We start from the raw sequence: 16,664 nt of genomic DNA, 5'->3' as shown, positions 1-16,664 counted from the left end.
AAATCCGCCCCGAATCGAATCGGAATGGCGACAACTTCAGGTGAGGTTTCCGGAGCGCCCGCCTAAGCGGCCAGTCGCTCGGCCTCGACCTCAATGTGCGATGTGCCGCTACGTGCCCTTCCCCTGCCCTTCCTGCGTTCGGCCTCGTCACCCATGAAGCCGAACCGCCTCCACACCGCCGGGTCGATCGGTATTGGTGCCGTTCGCTTGCTGTTCAGGTTCAGGAGCACACCGTGCTCCGACAGCTTTCCCCTGAACAGTTCGTAGATCAATTGAGCCCCGAACCGCACCGCAACGTCGTTCACAAACAAGCCCTGACTTTCCAGGGACACCTTCACTGAGCATGAGGGGGCGTTGTCATCTGGAACACCCGCGTCGAGGAGATCGGGGAAAAGCTCGGTGACGCAAGGAAGGCGCGTCTTGCGAGCACTCAGCGTGGGCGGCTTCGGCACTCCCAGGACGACCTGGCCGGTAGCCTCTGTGTTTCCAAGATCGAGCCAATAACGAGTGTTGGATCTGCCACTGAAAAGCAGCTTGTGGAGCTTCCGCCGCGTAGACCGGGTGTCCACACATGAGATCAAGATATCTGGCTTTCCGCCTTCGAGGTCTTCGTCTCTGTAGTTCCAAGGGCGAGCGGCCCAATCGATTCCGTATGCGAGGTTGGTGCGCTGGACCATCACGGCCGCCTTGTTTTGCCCTACGTCTGGCGGGAAGAAGAGTTGCCGCCCAACGTTCGACTCGCTCACTGCATCGCCGTCGAAGGCTGCAACGAAGAGCCCGTGAGGGTGGCCCGTCGCGCGCAGGGCAATGTCGAGACGAGCGAGGCATCCAACCATCTGAGCCCCGTTTCCACCCACTCCCACGAGGTGGACCTTCACGCGACGCGTCAGCAGTTCAGGGTAGATCAAATGTTCCACTGTGTTCGATCCTTGCAAATCCGATCGAATTCAGTGTCGGCCACCGTTCTTCACTATCAAGGGCTTCGCTGGCCCGCTCTTTGACACGCTCCCAGGGATGGGCCAGCGGTTTGAAATGCCCGTTCACGACGAGCCTGAACGCCGCATCTGGCGTATTGCCACGCAGACGCCCGAAGACGCCGCAAACCTTCACGCACTGGTCATCAAGATCGTCCAGATCGCTCCAGAATGCGCGGCCCGCACCGTGGGTGTGCAGGTCCACTGCGATCTCTTCGTCCGCTGCAATCTCTGGCATGCGGTAATTGATGCGGGAAGGCGACGTGCGGATCGCTTCGTGCAGCACCAGCCGCAGCTTTTTCGTGGATGTGCTGTAGACCAGCGCGCCTGCCGCCTCATTCGGCAAAGCATCCTTTCCGGCCCGAATGAAGTCTTCGAGGAGCGGAATGGGAATCACGCCGAAGGCAAAGCGGACGCGTTCCGTCACTTCACCGAAAGGCAACGGCGGCCGATGAGGCAGATCGCTGAGGCGTACCACCGCATTCAGCCAGGTCCGCTGTACCTCCAGGAAGACACCGTTGTGGGCCAGCAGCACGCGCTGGCCGGGATTCGTCATGGCTTCGAGTGGGCCAAACCTCGGAACACTGTCCACCGGGCAGGTCATCCGCAAGGCGGCATCCCTCGGATCGAGCGTCATGCGTCACGCCCTCCGCTCAAAACAACCTTGAGCGTCTTGCCGAGCGGCAGCAGCACGCGTTCCGGGAAAACGTGGTGCTTCCCGTCGAGCATGTCACGCCAGAAGGCGTAGGCCCCGCCGCGGTACTTCACCAGCTTGCGGGCGTTGGAGTGCGTGAAGAACGAGTTGAAGAAGGCGTCGTTCCATGCCGCGATCCGCTCCGCCGCCGTGCCGTCCGGCAGCGACACGTTGCCGACACAGATGAGGCCAGTGTCCGACACGTTGAAGTAGGGAGCCAGGTAGAGCGGCGTCTCTTCCCCAGGCCGCTCGCTTCCCTTCACTGCCCAAACGTACCACTGGCGGCGCCCTGTCACCATGAACACCAGACCAGGGTTGGAGACGATCTCTCCACGCTCGGGGGAGCCGAGCTCCTTGGCCTTGAAGGCGACATGCCGGCGTGCGGGCGGCACCCACCAGCAGATGGTGTCCCCATCGTGGAACAGGAGTTCCTTCGGCACGAACCCGCCACGGGTCGCGCTCTTCGACAGTTCGAGCGCCAGCGCCACCGCTGCTTGAGCCGACATTGCCTTGCCGGCCAGGATCGTCGCCTTCTTCCCCACCGTCCCGACTTCATGCACGGTAGCGAAGGCGTGACCGTTTCCAGCCTTGTAGACAAGGATTGCCTTGTCCAGCGTGTACGGGGCGTCCTTTTCTGCCTCGACTCGGAAGGACACCAGTTGGTTGTCTTCTTTGCTCACACTAATCCTTTCTTGACCTTGGTCCAGTTTCCGGCGCTCAGGTCCGTGATCAAGGCGTCGATGAGCTTCACCGACTCGAAGACAGGCTTCATCCGAGCGATCCACGACTTGATCGAATCCGGTTCGCGCAAGTCCAGTTCGGCTTCGCCGCACCAGTCGACGAACTCGGCTTCCATCGCATGGTTGGCCATGTCGTCGAATGCGCGCGTGGCCACGTCCTCTGGAGACCAGCACAAGACAGCGCCATAGCCGATGAACCACCCTTCTCCTTGAGCGCGGTATTGCTCTACGGGCGTCAATGCGTTGAGCGCCAGCGCATTGCTTGCCACTCGCCGAACCAATGGACTTTTCGCACCCTGCGCCGCGCGTTTGAGCACTTTCAGAGCCGCTGTGCGCCGCACGGTCGGCCATTGCGTCGCCCACTTCGGAAACGCTGCATCGAGATCGGCACGCGTGATCATTTCCGCTCGCATCGCCTCCTTCTCTTCCTCAGTGCTGCAGTTTTCTTCGAGCGCTCCCGTCTCGTCTTTGTGGCCGTACCAGTGGAAGTCCGTCACGACACTCAACACATCTGACGGCGTGAACACAGGAAGGTGGTGGCACTTTCGCTCGATGATGGTGAGCACAAGGGCTCCGAGGCCTTCATGGATTGCCTCAAGACGCTCCAGCGCCTGTCCAACCACGAACGGTTGAACTTCTGAGTACCAGGCCACTTGTGCCTCACCCTGCGCGTCGTCGCTCAGACGATGCCCCCAACTGTCCGTGTTGCGGATCAGCAGCCGGAAATGCAGCGCCAGGGTCGAGAGCCCTTGCAGTTCACGCTTCACCCACTGCTCCAGGAAGACCTTACTTGCGGCGATCGGGTCGTTGGCGAGTTCGGGTGCTGCCGTCGGCACGACGCCGGCGTCGAGAAGTCCAACCGCAAGCTTGACTCCGAGTCGCCTTGACCGAGGCGTCTCCAGTACGTACGGGATGGACGCATCAAGGTCAGGAATGACCAAGCTCAGGCCAGAGGGAGGAGCAAAGCAGAGGGAATCCGAAGTCGCTGGACCTGTACGCCGTCTCCCGACACCCTGCTTGATTGGTCGGCCGCTTTCAGCAGCGCCGCGGCCGCGTGGAGCTTTGCTGGAGAATTGAGCGCTTTGCATAGTTGCTCCTGCAGGCTTCCCGGGTCAACGCTCAAGCTCTGATCGAGCGCCGCCCGGAATGCCTCCGTGCCTTCAGCCTTTGGTGCCGACAGCGCGCCGGAACGTGATTTCCTGTACGCCATTGGCGACCTCCCCTTCCTGTATTTCCGCGCTGACGAGTTCCGGGTACTGCACGCTGTACACATCCCTCACATCGGTCGCCTTGAGGCCAGGAATGTCGGGGAGCGTCACGCCGTTGTAGAGGAACCGGCGGGCGATCTGTTGAACCTTGATACCCATGTCGCCCCCTTAAACGCCAGGACCGAAAAGAGACGGCTCACTCGCCGTGGCCGGCGCCGGTGCCGCAGGCGGATTCGGCGCGCTTTGGCTCTCGTCGTCTGCATCGTCGTCGGGATCGGCAGCAGCTTGACGCACCGCAGCCGCCTTCGCGACAGGCTTCGGTGCCGCAGCCTTCGCGACCGCCGCCGTTCCCTTCTTTGAAGATGCGTCCTTGGCAGCGTCCAGAAGCTCGTTCGTCACTTCTGCCTGCGCAGTCAGGCTGTCACGCTTCTGGCGGTAGCTCATGAGCACGTTGACGAACTCCGCCTGGAACTCCTCGGGCGTGGCCGTCAAGCTGAGAGGGTTTGCCAGGGCCGGTTCGCCGTGGTCGACCTTGGGCTTCGGGATGATGTTGATGGTCATCAGCCCCGTAGAGGGATCAGCACTGATGGTCATGGCGAGCGTCGCCTTGGTGCTGAGTTGAAAAAGTTCTTGGAACATGCGCGTTCTTCCTTTGTGAGAGAGAGGGCTAACCCTCTAAACACATGGTATTGGCGCCCCTCCCGTTGTCTAGACCGGGAGAGGCGCAGCCATCAGACAGGAGCTTCCTGGGGCTGCGATTCCTGCTGATCCGCTGTCTCGGACTTGGCAACGCCTGCAGCAGCCAGCTTCAAGGGCTTGCGGCTGTACCGCATGCACTTCGGCACCACCCCTGCATAGTCAAAGCCCTGAACAGAAAGGAGTGCCTTGATGAACGCTGGCTTTGCACCACTTCGCGCCTTCTTGAACGCTGCGTCTCCCATCGCCTTGCGCAGCTTCACTTCGTCCGCGAGACTTTCCAGTTCACTCATGGTCATGAGTTCCAGGAATTCCTCGTTCAGGCGGAAGTGGCTCGCCTCCTCGACCTCCAGATACGTCAGCATCAGTTCCAGGTCCTGAGTCGGTGCGCCGTGCGCCGCCGAGGACGCCATCGCTTGGATCAGGTTCGGCAGCTTTCCTGCATCGACGCGCGAAGCCTGCTCGACGGCGCTCTTGAACAGGTTGCTTCCGAAGGGCGCGGGCTTTGCGATCTCCACCGCAGCAGCGACGAACTTTCCCGAGTCAAGATGGCTGGTGCTGCTGGACGCGAGGATGCTGATCAGGACCCGCATGGCCTTGTCAGCATCGGCCATCAACGCAATCTGGGCCCATTCCCGCCACAGGCCGAGGCGGTACTGCACAACGCGCGGCGGTGTCTGGTTTGTTGCCTTGCGCTTGGCCTCTTGGCCCTTCTGCGAAGCCGCCTGCTGCTTTGAGCCGGTTGCCTGCGGGTTCTCAGATGCAGAGGCCTTTGCAGCCCTCTCTGCCTTGCGCCGCTCCGCGACCTTGGTCGAGTGGCATTGCGCATCGAAACAGAGCGACTCTGCCACTGCGCCATAGGACCCGGGCACAGCCGACACGCTGCAGCCAAAGTTTGCACAGCCTTTGCATGACTCGTACTGCTCCGGACCTACCCCAACTTCGCCTTCTGCTTGCAGATGCAGCGGGATGAAACCGTCACCGTTCTTGTAGATGCGGACCACCTGGTACTTCTCTTCCAGGGGCCGTGCAATCTTCTGCACCGCCGCCAGCGTCAGTTCCTCGAAATGGCTCGGCTTCTGACAACGGCCGTCACCGATGGAGGCATCGAACAGGCCCGACTGCTGCGCGGAGTTGTGGGGGCAACCCACACAGATAGCGGTGTCGAAGATGGCATCGGCCAGACTCTTGGAGAACTGCCCCAACTGCTTCTTCAAGACCTCGACACTGACCTTGTGCTCGATGACCTGAGGCAACACCTTGTCCTGCCATTCAGGGTCCAGGCCTGAGAGCAGTTCGGCATGACCGACATAGATCTTCTTCTCGATCAAGGCCTGCCGGACCTTGGCCGTGCAACCGAGAAGCAGCAACCTGCGGTCCAGCTTCTTGGGGTCGCGCCAGCCAAGTTGCGCGGCGGTCTTTGCCTTGTCGCCGTTGTTGAACGCCAGAAGATCAGCGGCGCCTTGCGCTTCTTCGATTTCCGTAGGGTCTTCGCGCTCGGCGTTCTCGATGATGGAGAGTGCCTTGGCTTCTGCGTCTGTCGCCTCTCGCACCACAACCGGCATGTCGTAGTCGTCGCCGTACAGGTGGTGCGCGCCGACACAGCGGCGCTCGCCAGCGATCAGTTCGTAATAGCCCGGCCGTGTGGGATGTTCACGGACGATCACGGGTTCAATGACACCACCAGCCGCCTTGATGGCTTCCGCCATTTCGAGCATGCTCTCTTCGGTGATTCGTTCCCGGTAGTTGTTCCCTCGGATGATGAGGCCGAGTTTGAGGGTGGGTTGCTTCATGTGACTCATGTCCTTTAACCTTGTTCGCTCCCACATTTGGGGGCGACAGAGACATCGTCTCGCGGCCTCTCTCGGAGTCAACCACGCTCAGTGCTGAACAGGTCCGGCTCGTCGTCGGCCTCCACCATGCGCCCCCGCGCAACGCGACGGCTCGCGCCGACAGTCTTCATGGACTTCATCGATTCATCACGCGACGGCTGCGATGCACTCGCGTCTCTTAGCGCCGCCACCCTGCTTGGATGCAAAGCCGGCAGCACCAGGTCGGGACGAAGCGAACGGATCGATGCATGGATGACAACCTTCAAACTGGCAGGGTCGTCAAGTGCGTCACCGTGGTAGACCACTAACTCTCCGACGGAATGCTCATGGATGTGCATGTTGACCAGGATCTGCGCCGCGCAGATTCGTGCGCACAGCCGGTCAAGATCTATTGCAGTGAACGAGTAGCTTTCCAAGGCTGATCTGCCACACGCCGCCACAGCAGATCTCATGAATGACAGAAGCAGTGCGCCACTGCCACACGCTGGCTCGCAGACGCGGACCAGATCCTCCCGATCCGATCTTTGCTGCATCGTTGCGTGAGCGGCTTCCATGCCACCCAGGATCGACGACATCAACTCTCCTATCGATGATGGAGAGAAGAACTGTCCCAATGCGCCTCGGTGTCCTCTTGAGGCAAGCTCTTCGTACACATTGCCCAGCAAGTCTTCAAACGGATGCTGGCTCACTGCACACGCATAGGCCAAATGTTGTTCTCGAAGCCACCCCACCACATCGTCGGGGGGAGCATCGGCAGGAAGACCGAACCCCTGCAAGATCTTGTCGACCAGCCATGACAGGAGGTCACTTGGTCTATACCGGCCGTGTCCCACGCACGCTTGAACCAACGAGCGAACCCATGCTGCTGCCCTCGTCACATCAGAACCAGCCCTATCTGACATCACATCACCTTCGCTCGGAAACTTGACGCGTCGATGTTGTGCGCGGCTTTTCTCGATTCAAGGGTCCGGAGTTGCATGACGCCAAGCTCCAGGCGCATACTTCCCTCGTCTTCCGATCGTCGTCTAGACGGTCTCGCGATTCCAGTCGCGCGTTAGCGGTCGTGACCCGCACTTGCATCCTCGCCTCGGCGCACGCCAAGGCCTCCAGATCGATGCTTCGGAGCTACCGACTTCCGTCTTCGGCTTCTTCAGCACACGATCGAATCCTCTAGGGGTCAATCCCCTTCCATCCCGAGCTCGGGCACCCCGAGCTGGGGTCGCTCGCGCTCCTTTTCCATCGAAAGGAACGAGCTATGTCACAACTCCAAACCAATCTCGCCTTGGCGAGCACCATCGCAGGGTCTGCATCGGTGTTCTCCACCTTGGCGAGCGAAGGTGCCCGAATGGGCCTTCCCCGGCACTTCAAGCCCCGGGTCATGCTCTTGGTCGAGTCGAAGATCTACGCCTGGATGGAACGCCTCTGCCGCGTCTATACGGGTGGTAGCTGGGACTTCTTCGACCTCTCGAATGGCGGTGCATTCATGGCGCCCCACTCCGCAGACCCGTTTGATCTGCACATCGAAGCGCTCGGCATTGAGCGTCGTGTCAGTCCTGAGGTCGCCGGCATCATTTCCACAGGCTTTGCTCTGCGCTCATTGGCGTGGGCCGGTCATTCAGACCTGGCCGAAAAGCTTGCCCAGCTTCTCGCCTTCGTCGACTGTCACGCAGAGCGTGCACTGGTCCGACAAGCGCTCGCATAGGAGGTGGCCATGTGGACCAGACGCATGTTTCGCATAGGCGAATACATCCAGGGCCTTCGTGCTACTCCAAGCGAGCAACTGAAGGCCATCGTGCAGGAAAAGCGCTATCCAGTTCTCCTGCGCGAGGCGGCGCTGCGCTGGCTGGTGCATCTTGCACCAGTGGAGGTCACAAAAGGCGCGCCATTTGCGGTGCGCCGGCGCCTCGTTCGGCAGCATCACAGGGTCTGAAGACATGAACGCACCGCATTCTGTCCAACGACCATTCCAACGTCTCACGGCTGCGGACTACGTTTGCCACACCTGGTTCGAAAGAGACCGAGCGCACGTGCGTCTCGAATCTCCAAACGGAAAGGTGGTGTTCGAGCTGTGGGACGAAGCCGTCTTCGAAGCCATCGATGACGGATTTCTAGTCCCGCCGCACAGGCCACGCCCCAGCGATGCGGACTGGCAGCCCGCCGCCGTGCAATACGCCGTCGACGTGGGACTTCTCTCGCTTTAAGTGCAAAGGCCGGTTCGTGACCCCTCAAGGGGCACCGACCGGCCTTTTCTTTTTGCGCAGCCCATATAAGAGGCCGCACCTGAATTCAGGGGAGATCGTTCACTTGGCGGCAAAAAAGATGGCCTTCGCTCCTGCGACGAGGGAAATGAGCATCACCACAGCGAACGCTGCGTATCCCCACTTTCCTACGAGGAAGCGAGCCTGCTCGTCACCGCTCATGGCTGACCACTTCTTGGAAGCGAGTTCGTTCTCACGAGCGTTGTGTGCCGCCTCCTTCGCCTTTCTCGCCTCACTGGGAGTTTGCAGGCTTTGATCGCCGGTCACCTCTCTCGAGATTGCTGTGACCAGAACCTCGTCTACCGTTCGCTCCATCCTCCGGAAATCGCTCTTGCTTGGGTTCGGGGTTTCTTTCAGTGCTGCCGACAGCGCATTTTTCGCCGTTTCGTTTGCCTGTGCCCTTTCGACCAGCGCCTGGATGTCCGCTGCATCTGCAGGCACGAAGTCGGGTGCCCAGGCGCACACCGCGAGGACAACGATGCTCACCCAAAGCAGCAATTCCCAACCAGCTCTGCCTCGCTGCAGCTTTTGACTTTCCATTTCTGTTCCTCCTTATGTTCAGACAACCCTTGGGCCGATGAGGCCAGATCGTAGCGATGAGCCCGATCATTGGGTATGCCAAGTGAGCATGCGACAGCTTCGAATCTTGCCTCCAGGTGTCCGCTCTGCAATACTGAAACCTCACACTGGCCATCTGGCCTCCCCGTCGCAATGCGACGGCGTTAGCGGTCGTGACCCGCCCTCGAATCGCGCATAACGCGCATCCCACCGGGAACCCAATCCCGGCAGGGCATTGGTGTTCCCTCCATCCACCGGAGAGCACCATGCAAACAGAAGTTCAGGCGTCTGAGCGCGAATCTTTGATTCGGCTCTACGAAGATGCCTACGTCACCCACCTTGAAGCATCAGAAGGTGGCGTCGACCTGGAAGATCGACTCAATGTCTCCTTGGCGCTTCAGGCCGCTACCACGCGCATGCAGGCAGCTGGCCTCGAAGAAGAGATGAAGGAAATCCAGGAGTCTTTGCGCGATTGATTCGCCCAGGTCGTTCACGGCCGAATACGTCATTCCACCCACGCGGGGCACACCCGCTGGGGATGGTGCTCCGCTTCTTTCTGGAGATCACCATGAACATGACACAGCTCGACCGCTCACAGCTGGAAGAGATCCTCCTCAATCCGCCCGCTGGCTCTACCGAACCGCTGGTTTGCAGCGACGCAGTTGTCACGCGGCACGTCTCTGGCAGGGAAGGCCTTCGCCCTCCGATCCGCCACGCTCTCGCAGCTGCGCATGAATTGCTGACCAGGATTGCTGCAGAGTCCATCAAGGGACGTTCACTGACGACGGAACCCTCCGCTGTCAAAGACTACCTTCGCATTCACTTCGCCGGCGCAGATCACGAATCCTTTGTCGTGATCTTCGTTGACGCAAGCAACCGGGTGATCCATTCGGAAACGATGTTCACCGGCACCCTCACCGAGGTCTCGGTGTATCCGCGCCGGATCGTCCAGCGGGCACTCGAGTGCAACGCGGCTTCAGTATTCCTGAGCCACGTGCATCCATCGGCGGTCACTTCTCCGAGCCGAGCCGATGAGGCGCTTACCAGCAAGGTGCGAGCCGCGCTCGCGCTGGTCGACGTGCGATTGCTCGATCACTTCATCGTGGCGGCGGACGGGAGCTCCATTACCTCCATGGCCGAACTGGGCTTGGCGTGATGGATACCCAGGCGTTTGTCCAAGGCGACTGGGTTCCCGCATGCGGCGGTAACGAAACGGCTACCAAGACCCGTTCCGGACGCACGCTCCTCTACATGTGGAACAGAGCCACTGGTGAGCATGCGTACTACGACTGCGACCGAGACCTCTTCCTGACGAACGAGGAAGCCAGCGAGGCATTGCAGCTTAGCTAGCCCACCACTTCATCCCTTCATCGAAGCGGGCTGCGGCCCGCTTCTCTTTTTGGAACATCCCATGCAATACATCTACATCGGCCCTGTGCCGACAGAGGAAAGCTGCTCGCAAGTCGGCAATCCCACGTATCCGGAAGACTCTACGCGTGAGTGCCAGGTCTATAGCCGGATGCTCCAGCGCCTGTTCCCGGCGCCCGCCGACGTCCCCGTGGCTTACGTGACCCGTGAGCAACGCCATGAGTTCGGCGTTTACCGGGAGGTGGCGATCCGCTTCGACGAAACGAACGGAGCCGCCGTCGACTTCGCCCACCAAGTAGAGCGTGAAGCCCCCAGCGAGTGGGATCCGATTGCGCACTACGAGCTGGCCTGGTTCGAGCGCAAACGCGCCTACGCCGAGGCTGTGCGCGAGAAGCGCCTTCGCCCCGAAGAAGTTCCGTCGCACTTCGGCCAAGCAAATCCCCCTGAGCTCGCGCCTGGCTCGTCGTTCTCCGACCTTCTCAGCGCGTACCCGCTTTGATCCCCTCCGCGCAGCCGCGGATTCATCCAAGGACTTCTATGAATCTCCACATTGGCGCCACAAGCGCAAACGTTCCGCTTGTGCTGTTGGCCACCTCCTCTCCCGAGGAAAGAACACAGCGCCTCGACGCGCTCCGCCGTGCCCATCTTGCGGTCGGCGTGGATCGACGCTATCTCGATCTTCCCCCTGGTCATCGTCTTTGGGCTCTTTACGTCCAAGTCGATACCACGGACACGGTCAAGTTGCCCTCCTCGATCGTCCACAGCCATGAATACGCTGCGGCTGGTGACGAAGCGGGTGCGATCGCGGCGGTGCGCTCCTACTACCGGGAAGTCGCACCCGCTGCCGCCGTACTGGTCGTATCTGCCCGCTTGGCTTCTGTCGAACGGCCCGAGGAGTTGGCTTTCCCGGAGAACGTACGCCGCTCGGACATGCCGGCAATTCCGCTCATGAGGACGCTGTCATCATGATGGAAGTCGCCGGCCAGGCACGCCCTGCGGAACTACTCAGCAATCGCCTTGCACGACTGCGACGCGTTCACCTTGAATGCGGCGTCGACCCCAGGTGCCTGACCCTTCCAGAAGGAAACTTCCTCTGGTTCGTGTCGGTCACCTTGGACATCGAAGTACACGCAGGACCACTTGGGTTTACAAGGTCGCTGTATGAGTTCGCGATGGGTGCCGACGAGACAGAGGCGATTGCCGCTGTCACCGAATACTTCAAGCGCCGCTTGCCTGAGGCTCGCCCTTTGCACGTGCACGCAAGGAAGTCATCGACAACGCGCCCTGAGGAGCTGACCTTCCCAGAACAGGTGAGGCGACTCGACATTCGGCGGTCTACCACTTGAACCAAGAGCATCACACTTCGGTGTGATGCTCATTTTTTTTGCCTTTGGCGACTCCGCGAGAACGATGCAATGCGAGCACGAGGATGCACGCCAGCGCTCCGGCTGCCGCGCCGGAAATAACTGCAAAGCCGATGCTGCTTGGTTCGAGACCGACATACACCGCGACCCCGCTAGCAAGAATCGCTGCAAACGCAGTGTTTCCGGCGAAGTGTCGATGCGCAGTGCCGATGAGAACGAAGACCGCTGCACCGATCGAACCAATCCACCAGTACATCGAGAACATCTGCTCACGATGTACCAGCACCGCTGCGACTGAAATTGCAATGGCCCACGCAGCAAGCCAGTTGACCCGAAGCGACCTCATTCACTCGGCTTGCTTGCTGTGACCGCCCACAACGCGTCGCCGATGGCACGGAGTATCCCGAGCACTGCCGCCGTGACACCAAGCGCCAGGGCCAGTCCAAAGATCACCATGTACCCAATTCCGAAATCGTGGAAGTAGATCAGCCCACGCATGCTGGGTGGAATGTCCAACCACTGCGAAAGCACCCACTCTTAGGCTCCAGGCGCGAGGAAGCGCATTGCACTTCCCACCAGCATGATTCCGCACGCAAGCGCAGCGAGGGCCAGCGCGCCAAGAAACGTTTTAGCTATATCACCGCGGTTCATGCCGACCTCCCTATATTCGAAGTGCTGCAGAAATGTACGCCCCGCCGCATCCACGAAGCTTTTTCCCAACTTCGCTGAATGCGTTCTGGTGATCGAGTGCGACGAGATGCCGCGCTGCGGAAAGGACTGCCTCAACCGGAAGAAAGCCCAATTCTGGAGACGGCGGTCGAAGAAAGCCGGGCCTGCTGATATACGACCCATCCTTCATTCGATACACCATGTACAGCCAGTGCCCTTCCACGTCTCCGAACTGCGCTTTGACCACCTCGTAGGTGCGCATGCGTGTGAGCGCCATGAGTGCCAGCATGCTCACTTCTGCAGAGGGTGCACCTTTGTTTGTGGCTTCACTGGCCGCGACCGTCGATGAACCTGCCGCTGCGATGGCCATCTCTGACAGCTCCTTGTCCTGGTCGAGGATGCGGGCGCCATTTGCCATGCCAGCGGCGGTTGTCGCGCCGGCCTGCATCCACAAATTGCTGCTATCGACAACGTAGACGCAGACCTTTTGATCAGAGAGCGGCGCTGCTCCGCTACCTTCGACTGTGATCGACCAGCCAGGATTGACATCCGTGAGCAATCGCTCCCAGAAGCGCTTTTCGTGCCCCTTCATTTCGCCACCTTCATTCCACTAGACCTAGCACCAGGGCCCTCGCATCGACGCGATCCAGCGCGGCTGCTCGCTGAGGATGCCCCGATCTCCGCAGCTGCCGCTTTCTAACCGGAAGCACGTACCCCTTGGCCACCAGCTCCAGAACTGCCTCACAGCTGATCTCGAGCCGTCCGACCGGAGTTTGGATCTCTACCATTCCAGTGAAGCCGTCCCGGTAGGTGAACTGGGTTCCATCGCTCGCTTGTATGCGGTTGAACGCCTTGGTTTCATTCATGGAGCAATTCTTCCCGCGCGAGACTCACCATCAACTCCCCGTGCTACTTGTGCAGCCCACTGCCTTCAAACGCTCTTCGTCGCTCGGGTCGATACGCGCCGCCACGAATTTTCCGAGGCAAGAAGCTGACGTAGATGGTTTGCAGACCCCGAACGACTCGGGGATCTGTCGGAAGCAGCACGCCACGCTCGGAAGCCGCCCTCAACCAGGCAACCCCTCCGCGATGCCTCACTCCGATCAGCGCACCAGCTAGCAGCACGCCGCGCGCGTTGGGATTCCACCGCGCAAGGCTGTCCCGAAGCCAGGGAAGGTCCAGTAGCGTTTGGATGTTGGAGCTACAAGCTCCGGTGTCGTACCAGGTCAAGATCTTCTCCTTTCGGTTGCGCATTCCACTGATGGCGGACAGTGATTCCATTCCCATCGCGGACAGCGTTCCAGGCGATGGCGGACACGCTGCGCGGGTGTCCTGAGTGACGCTGCAATCGTAGCCGAACTGTCCGCCATCAGCGTGGAACGGTGCTCGGCACGGGCGGCTCAGGCGGTCTTGGTGAGCTTTCTCATCGACTCGCCCTTGAGGGCTATCTTGTGTGAACCGTGCACGATGCGGTCCAGGATGGCGTCGGCCAGCGTGGGCTCGTCCAGCCAGGCGTGCCAGGCCGTCACCGGCAACTGGCTGGTGATGAGCGTCGAGCGCGTGCCCACCCGGTCGTCCAGCAACTCCAGCAGGTCGTTTCGCTCGTGCGCGGCAATCGGTGCGATACCGAAGTCGTCCAGGATGAGCAGGTCCAGCCGGGCCAGTTGCCCCAGCCGTTTGCCAAAGCTACCGTCGCCGTGGGCCACGTGCAGCTCCTGCAGCAGCCGTGGCGCGCGGGTGTAGAGGACAGAGAACCCCAGGCGCGCGGCCTGCTGCCCCAGTGCGCAGGCCAGCCACGTCTTGCCGCAACCGGTGGCACCGGTGAGCAGCACGTTGTGACCATGGCGCAGCCAGTCCCCGCCGGCCAGACTGGTGATGACCTCCCGGCTCAGGCCCCGGCTGGCGCGCCAGTCGATGTCCTCCAGGCAGGCACTACAGACCTTCAAACGGGCGGCCTTGAGCAGCCGCTCCAGGCGTTTGCCGTCACGCCAGTCCACCTCGCGCTGCACCAGCAGCGCCAGGCGTTGTTCAAAGGGCAGCTCGCTGGCCATGAGGTGGGTGGCCACGTCGCTGAGGGCGGCCACCATGCCGTCCAGGCGCAGGGTGCGCAGTTGGTTGAGGGTCTGTTCGTTGAGCATGGTTGTTCCTTGTTTGTTTCGCTTCGGTGTCTGGGCTTCTCAGTGGTAGTAGCCCGGCCCGCGCACGTTCTCGTGCAGTGGCAGGCTGGCCTGTGTGGCCTGCGCGGTGATGGGGGCGTCCAGCGGGCGCTGGTCCAGGCCGCAACTGAGGATGGACGCAATGCTCTTGTAGGACGGTGAGCGAATCGACTGTGCCCGCGCGCAGGCTGCTTCCAGGCGCTGGACACCGTACTCGCGGCCCAGGCGCATGAGACCCAGACAGGAGCGGTAACCCTGCTCGGGATGCTGGCGGTGCTCCATCTGCCAGCGCACCACGGCGGCGGTGGCCGCGCCCACGCGCTCACCCCAGGCGATGAGCTTGGCAGGGGTCCACTGAAGATGCTCGCGATGTGAGGCCGGCATGTGCTCGGGCACGGTGGTGTGCGCGCCCCGGCGAGGATTGAGGATGTGGGCGGCCACCCGCCTGTTGCCGTGCAGAACCTCGAGCGTGGTGGCCGTGATGCGCAACTCGACCTTCTCGCCCACCAGCGCGTGGGGCACCGAGTAGTAGTGGCCATCGAGCTCGACGTGGTAGTCGATGTTGACGCGGGCGGGCTTGAAGCGGGCGATGGGCATGCGCACCGCCGGCAGGGGGCGCAGGGCCGGCCTGTCGAGCTCGGCAAAGGCGCTGGCGCGGTTACCCGGCAGCTTCTTGAACGCGCGCTGGTTCAAGTCCACCAGCAAGGCGGCAATCGCCCGGTTGAGCTCGGCCAGACTGAAGAAGGTCTGGTGGCGCAGCCGCGCCAGAATCCAGCGCTCGACCACCTGCACGGCGACCTCCACCTTGGGTTTGTCGCGTGGCTTGGCCGGGCGCGCCGGCATCACGGCCAGGCTGTAGTGGGCCGAGAGTTCTTCGAGCAGGCGGTGCGCGGTGGGCTCGTAGCGGTCGGGACGGGCCATGAGTGCGCGCGGCTGGTCAGGCACCAGCAGGCGGGGCACGCCGCCGATGAACTCCAGCGTGGCGATGATGCTGGCCGCCCAGTCGGCGGCCTTCTGGCTGGCGGTGGCGCAGGCATAGGTGTAGTTCGATGCCCCCAACACCGCCACAAACACCTGGGCCTGGCGAATCTCGCCAGTGCCTGCATCCACGACAGGCAGGCTCTGGCCGGCGTAGTCCACAAACAGCTTGTCGCCGGCCTCGTGGTTCTGGCGCATGGAGCGCTGCAGGCGCCGGGCCCAGGCCTTGTACTTCTCGCAGAAGGCGCTGTACTTGTAAGCCTGCCCGGCGTGCTGGTGCTGGTACTCCTCCCACAGCAGTTGCAGCGTCACGCCGGGGCGACGCAGTTCCCGGTGCAGGTGGGCATAGTCGGGCTCGAGGTGGCGGGACTGGCGGGCCACCGCTGGCTTGTACAGCCGGGCCTGCAGTTCTTCGTCGCTCAAGGTCTGGGCCAGCGCCCAGTCCACGGCGGCCACGCGCGCGTAGCTGGCTATCTCGCTGACGGTGGATTTGGAGATGCCGAGAGCGGCACCGATTTGACGGGTGCTCAAGGCCCCGCCGTGCAGCAGTTGCAGTGTATGTCGTAATTTGCTCATGGTGACCCTGGGTGTGGGCATCGCTGGTTCCGGTCAAAAAACCGGTCAGCGTATGCCGCGTTCGGGTCACTCAGAACACCCCGCAGGTGTCCGCCATCAGTTTGGAATGCTGTCCGCCATCAGCCTGGAATCGTGTCCGCCATCGCGTGGAATACGCACGGTGAAGTCTTACGACAGCTTGGCGGCTTTCAACCCGTCAACAGGTCGACGTTTGCTTTCCTTCCAAGACGGCTTGCCGGTGTCGCGCATGCTGCTTGAGGAGGGTCTGTGCAGCGATGGTCCATGCCAGCATCGCCTGCAGGTACTCCTTCGGGTGGGGATCATCGAAGGAGCCCAAATGCCTTCGTCGCCGTGCTCTCCGCACAGCGCATTCGAGGTCAGCTCTTATGGCGTTTAGCCGCAGCCTCTCCCCTCTGAGGTCCGTTGTGTCCAGTCCGAAGAATGGAAACCTCGAAAGCGGAAACGACGCGCTGTAGTGCTCTCGATTCCACTCAATGGCCGCAGCCCAGTCTGCCGCTGCCGGGAGACCGCGCCGCTTGCATGGACAGTCGACGAAGTGCATTTGCTTGCGCCCTCGAGGTCCTGAGCCCCCG

At 61.4% G+C, this 16,664-nt stretch carries 21 protein-coding genes; 6 read left to right on the top strand and 15 right to left on the bottom strand.

Annotation, left to right across the window (positions count from 1 at the left end; genetic code table 11):
• Positions 1 to 62 precede the first annotated feature (62 nt).
• The 8 genes from RXV79_RS26840 to RXV79_RS26805 form a co-directional block, all read right to left on the bottom strand.
• The gene (locus tag RXV79_RS26840; protein WP_316704459.1) at positions 63 to 878 is read right to left on the bottom strand and encodes a PRTRC system ThiF family protein; all 816 of its coding nucleotides are present in this window, start codon (positions 876 to 878) and stop codon (positions 63 to 65) included.
• Between the two features lie 16 nt (positions 879 to 894).
• Positions 895 to 1,611, bottom strand: a complete 717-nt coding sequence (locus RXV79_RS26835; protein WP_316704458.1) for a PRTRC system protein A — start codon at positions 1,609 to 1,611, stop codon at positions 895 to 897.
• A complete protein-coding gene (locus tag RXV79_RS26830) occupies positions 1,608 to 2,348 on the bottom strand; it encodes a PRTRC system protein B (RefSeq protein WP_316704457.1) in 741 nt (246 codons plus the stop codon). The genes RXV79_RS26835 and RXV79_RS26830 overlap by 4 nt, the downstream gene beginning before the upstream one ends.
• The gene (locus RXV79_RS26825; protein ID WP_316704455.1) at positions 2,345 to 3,349 is read right to left on the bottom strand and encodes a PRTRC system protein F; all 1,005 of its coding nucleotides are present in this window, start codon (positions 3,347 to 3,349) and stop codon (positions 2,345 to 2,347) included. The genes RXV79_RS26830 and RXV79_RS26825 overlap by 4 nt, the downstream gene beginning before the upstream one ends.
• 219 nt (positions 3,350 to 3,568) lie before the next feature.
• Positions 3,569 to 3,775, bottom strand: a complete 207-nt coding sequence (locus tag RXV79_RS26820) for a PRTRC system protein C (RefSeq protein WP_316704454.1) — start codon at positions 3,773 to 3,775, stop codon at positions 3,569 to 3,571.
• Positions 3,776 to 3,784: 9 nt separating this feature from the next.
• On the bottom strand, positions 3,785 to 4,255 hold the full coding sequence (locus tag RXV79_RS26815; protein ID WP_316704452.1) for a PRTRC system protein E: 471 nt from the start codon (positions 4,253 to 4,255) through the stop codon (positions 3,785 to 3,787).
• A 92-nt stretch (positions 4,256 to 4,347) separates the two neighbouring features.
• Positions 4,348 to 6,105, bottom strand: a complete 1,758-nt coding sequence (locus RXV79_RS26810; RefSeq protein WP_316704450.1) for a PRTRC system ParB family protein — start codon at positions 6,103 to 6,105, stop codon at positions 4,348 to 4,350.
• Positions 6,106 to 6,182: 77 nt separating this feature from the next.
• Positions 6,183 to 7,046, bottom strand: a complete 864-nt coding sequence (locus RXV79_RS26805) for an N-6 DNA methylase (protein WP_316704449.1) — start codon at positions 7,044 to 7,046, stop codon at positions 6,183 to 6,185.
• A 353-nt stretch (positions 7,047 to 7,399) separates the two neighbouring features.
• On the opposite strand from RXV79_RS26805, the gene RXV79_RS26800 reads away from it, so the two are divergent.
• Together RXV79_RS26800 and RXV79_RS26795 are read left to right on the top strand one after the other, a co-directional pair.
• Positions 7,400 to 7,846, top strand: a complete 447-nt coding sequence (locus RXV79_RS26800; protein ID WP_316704448.1) for an antirestriction protein — start codon at positions 7,400 to 7,402, stop codon at positions 7,844 to 7,846.
• Between the two features lie 9 nt (positions 7,847 to 7,855).
• Positions 7,856 to 8,074 carry a hypothetical protein gene (locus RXV79_RS26795; protein WP_316704447.1) on the top strand — a complete coding sequence of 73 codons (219 nt, stop codon included), beginning with the start codon at positions 7,856 to 7,858 and terminating at the stop codon, positions 8,072 to 8,074.
• A 370-nt stretch (positions 8,075 to 8,444) separates the two neighbouring features.
• Here the strand turns inward: RXV79_RS26795 and RXV79_RS26790 are convergent, their stop codons facing one another.
• Positions 8,445 to 8,942, bottom strand: coding sequence for a hypothetical protein (locus RXV79_RS26790; protein WP_316704446.1), 498 nt, complete (start codon positions 8,940 to 8,942; stop codon positions 8,445 to 8,447).
• A 284-nt stretch (positions 8,943 to 9,226) separates the two neighbouring features.
• Here RXV79_RS26790 and RXV79_RS26785 point away from each other — a divergent pair, with 284 nt between their 5' ends.
• The 4 genes from RXV79_RS26785 (at position 9,227) to RXV79_RS26770 (ending at position 11,297) form a co-directional block, all read left to right on the top strand.
• The gene (locus RXV79_RS26785; RefSeq protein ID WP_316704445.1) at positions 9,227 to 9,436 is read left to right on the top strand and encodes a hypothetical protein; all 210 of its coding nucleotides are present in this window, start codon (positions 9,227 to 9,229) and stop codon (positions 9,434 to 9,436) included.
• A 62-nt stretch (positions 9,437 to 9,498) separates the two neighbouring features.
• Positions 9,499 to 10,116 carry a JAB domain-containing protein gene (locus RXV79_RS26780; protein ID WP_316704443.1) on the top strand — a complete coding sequence of 206 codons (618 nt, stop codon included), beginning with the start codon at positions 9,499 to 9,501 and terminating at the stop codon, positions 10,114 to 10,116.
• Between the two features lie 255 nt (positions 10,117 to 10,371).
• On the top strand, positions 10,372 to 10,827 hold the full coding sequence (locus RXV79_RS26775; RefSeq protein WP_316704442.1) for a hypothetical protein: 456 nt from the start codon (positions 10,372 to 10,374) through the stop codon (positions 10,825 to 10,827).
• Between the two features lie 38 nt (positions 10,828 to 10,865).
• Positions 10,866 to 11,297 (top strand): hypothetical protein, encoded by a 432-nt coding sequence (locus RXV79_RS26770; protein WP_316704440.1) that lies wholly within the window; start codon positions 10,866 to 10,868, stop codon positions 11,295 to 11,297.
• Positions 11,298 to 11,684: 387 nt separating this feature from the next.
• On the opposite strand, the gene RXV79_RS26765 is transcribed toward RXV79_RS26770, so the two are convergent.
• From RXV79_RS26765 to istA, 6 genes are all read right to left on the bottom strand, one after another.
• A complete protein-coding gene (locus RXV79_RS26765; RefSeq protein ID WP_316704439.1) occupies positions 11,685 to 12,038 on the bottom strand; it encodes a hypothetical protein in 354 nt (117 codons plus the stop codon).
• A complete protein-coding gene (locus tag RXV79_RS26760) occupies positions 12,035 to 12,190 on the bottom strand; it encodes a hypothetical protein (protein WP_316704437.1) in 156 nt (51 codons plus the stop codon). Before RXV79_RS26760 ends, RXV79_RS26765 begins: the two co-directional genes overlap by 4 nt.
• 163 nt (positions 12,191 to 12,353) lie before the next feature.
• Positions 12,354 to 12,953, bottom strand: coding sequence for a hypothetical protein (locus RXV79_RS26755; protein ID WP_316704436.1), 600 nt, complete (start codon positions 12,951 to 12,953; stop codon positions 12,354 to 12,356).
• Between the two features lie 10 nt (positions 12,954 to 12,963).
• Complete coding sequence (locus RXV79_RS26750; RefSeq protein WP_316704435.1) at positions 12,964 to 13,227, bottom strand: hypothetical protein; 264 nt, start codon at positions 13,225 to 13,227, stop codon at positions 12,964 to 12,966.
• Between the two features lie 534 nt (positions 13,228 to 13,761).
• Positions 13,762 to 14,499, bottom strand: a complete 738-nt coding sequence (istB, locus tag RXV79_RS26745; RefSeq protein WP_316699555.1) for an IS21-like element helper ATPase IstB — start codon at positions 14,497 to 14,499, stop codon at positions 13,762 to 13,764.
• Positions 14,500 to 14,538: 39 nt separating this feature from the next.
• Positions 14,539 to 16,092 carry an IS21 family transposase gene (gene istA / locus RXV79_RS26740; protein ID WP_316699556.1) on the bottom strand — a complete coding sequence of 518 codons (1,554 nt, stop codon included), beginning with the start codon at positions 16,090 to 16,092 and terminating at the stop codon, positions 14,539 to 14,541.
• Positions 16,093 to 16,664 lie beyond the last annotated feature (572 nt).

Source organism: Piscinibacter gummiphilus, assembly GCF_032681285.1.
Classification (GTDB): domain Bacteria; phylum Pseudomonadota; class Gammaproteobacteria; order Burkholderiales; family Burkholderiaceae_C; genus Rhizobacter; species Rhizobacter gummiphilus_A.
Note: the sequence above shows the minus strand (reverse complement) of the source record. Positions and strands in the feature narration are given on the sequence as shown.